1 protein-coding gene and 1 pseudogene are annotated in these 2,114 nt (G+C 35.5%); both read left to right on the forward strand.

What is annotated here, in order from left to right; genetic code table 11:
* Window positions 1-1,011, forward strand: a pseudogene (locus F6K22_RS39395) (hypothetical protein); the annotation flags it as partial.
* 53 nt (window positions 1,012-1,064) lie between these two features.
* Window positions 1,065-1,238, forward strand: coding sequence for a hypothetical protein (locus F6K22_RS39400; RefSeq protein ID WP_293110456.1), 174 nt, complete (start codon window positions 1,065-1,067; stop codon window positions 1,236-1,238).
* The last annotated feature ends 876 nt before the right edge of the window (window positions 1,239-2,114 follow it).

The following is a 2,114-nucleotide window of genomic DNA, read 5'->3' on the forward strand; positions in this document are numbered from 1 at the left end:
GTTGAGGCCTGCATCGCCCAGATCGAGGCGCGTGAACCCGACGTGCAAGCCTGGGCCTGGTTCGATCCCGGCTTCGCCCGGGACCAGGCCCGACACATGGACAGCTACCGCAAGACCGGGTATTGGCAGATTCAAAATATAGTAGGAAGTAAAAATCTGAGTTTGGCAGATGAGTATGCTCAAGCAAATCAAGAAATAGTTAAAATTTTAACGAAGATAACTAATGATAATCAGCTTACTTATTATCTTCAATATTGTGCAGAAATTTTGAGTCAGGGAGATGCTCGGAGAATTTCATTAATTTCTGAAAATTTATTAACTCAAGTTTTTATTAATTGGAAAAAGCTGTTAGCTGAGGATGAATTTTTATCACCACCGTTATTAGTAGGGAAACAATTAAAATCTAATCAGCAAAAAAACAGAAACTTCACTAAGGGCAAAAAGAATAATTCACTGGGGGTTTTATCTTCACCTGTAGAACGGAGTTTATTGGCAGAAGCTGAGTCTTTATTACTGCGTATTTACTTACATTGTCCTAATTATCGTCAAGATGTGAAAGATGCAATGGAGGCAAGAGATTTACAGTTGAGTTTATCTGACAATAGATTTTTATGGCAGCAAATTATTTCTGTGGAAAATATGTCAGAAAATGAAATTAATAAATCAGATGATTTAATGGCAAATCTGCAAGATAGTTATTTAGAATATCCAGCTCAACTAGCTAAAGTCAAACATCTATTTTATTTAGACGAAAAGCCAGAAAAGAATCTTCTCAGAACATCTTTAGAAATCAGAGCAGCAGTTGCAACTCTAGAATTAATTATGTCTATAAAACGTCGTAGTGCGATTTTAAATATGTGGCAAAAAACAGATATATCTGTTGAGTCCGAATTAGCTGAAAAGTATCAAGAAAAATTTTATTCGGAATCAGAATGGATTCGAGAATTGGAAAGATTAAGACTTACTACTATTCAGGATTTAATTGAAGTACCTTTGGGAGAATTATCGTAGAAGTCATTTCAGTTATCAGTTCTTAAAGGAAGAAGAAAGATGCTGATGAATATTTGAGAATTTATTCTGCTCAAAAGTATCAGGAATTATTGGTTAATTCTATTCTATGGATTGATTGGCAGATTCAAAATATAGTAGGAAGTAAAAATCTGAGTTTGGCAGATGAGTATGCTCAAGCAAATCAAGAAATAGTTAAAACTTTAACCAAGATAATTAAGGCTGGCTGATTAAATATCAAAGCACTATTCAATAAAGGTTTGAAGAATTTTAGGTACTGAAAAAGTACCAGATTTTCGGTTGATGGAGGGGAAAAAGTGAGCCTAAACGGGGTAATTATGACAGAAAAACTAAGGAGCAATTATGAATGACCACCTCTTCTAAAACTCCCGTAAATCCTAACTCTTAACTACTCCCTACTCCCTATTTCCTACTCCCTACCCTATCAAAAAGACTTTCCATACGCAAACCCTAATTAAGGCTTGCTGATTAAATATCAAAGAATTGACATTTAAAGGTTTGAGCATTTTTAGGCTTTAAAGGGTGAATTATTGAATTATTGAATTATTGAATTATTAATTCTTCGGTAAGAGGGGTGGGTGCAGCAAACTCCAATGATGTGTCAACCCCCTCCAAGTCATTCGTTCAACTTCGGTTGTTTGATTGATGGATGGGAATCCCGCGTTGTCTGGTAGAGCAAGGTCGGGAGGATGTCAATACCATTAATATTCTCTGCAGACTCAAAGGGGTATTTTATGTAAGGTTTTTCAATTCCCCTGATTATTTGTAACTTACATTCCGTACGTCAATTTATAACATTAAAAGTAGTATAAAAATCGGTAAGTGGCTAGGTATTTATACTATATAAATCGTATTCATTGACTTTTCTTATTCGTCAAATTCTGGGGTTGGTGATTAAATAATGCTCTTCAATATTTATGAACCGTACAACTATACTTTTTTCATAGAGATTTGAGACAAAAGCATTACCCATTCACCAACGCCAGTTTTCAAGGTGCAAACACTACACTTAAGTAGCTAGGTTTTTACGGTTGAATACCTTTGTGCTTTTCTGACTATAACATACGCCCATCAGTGGGCGAGGC

Origin of the sequence: Okeania sp. SIO2F4 (genome assembly GCF_010672385.1) — a bacterium.
Taxonomy (GTDB): Bacteria; Cyanobacteriota; Cyanobacteriia; order Cyanobacteriales; family Microcoleaceae; genus Trichodesmium.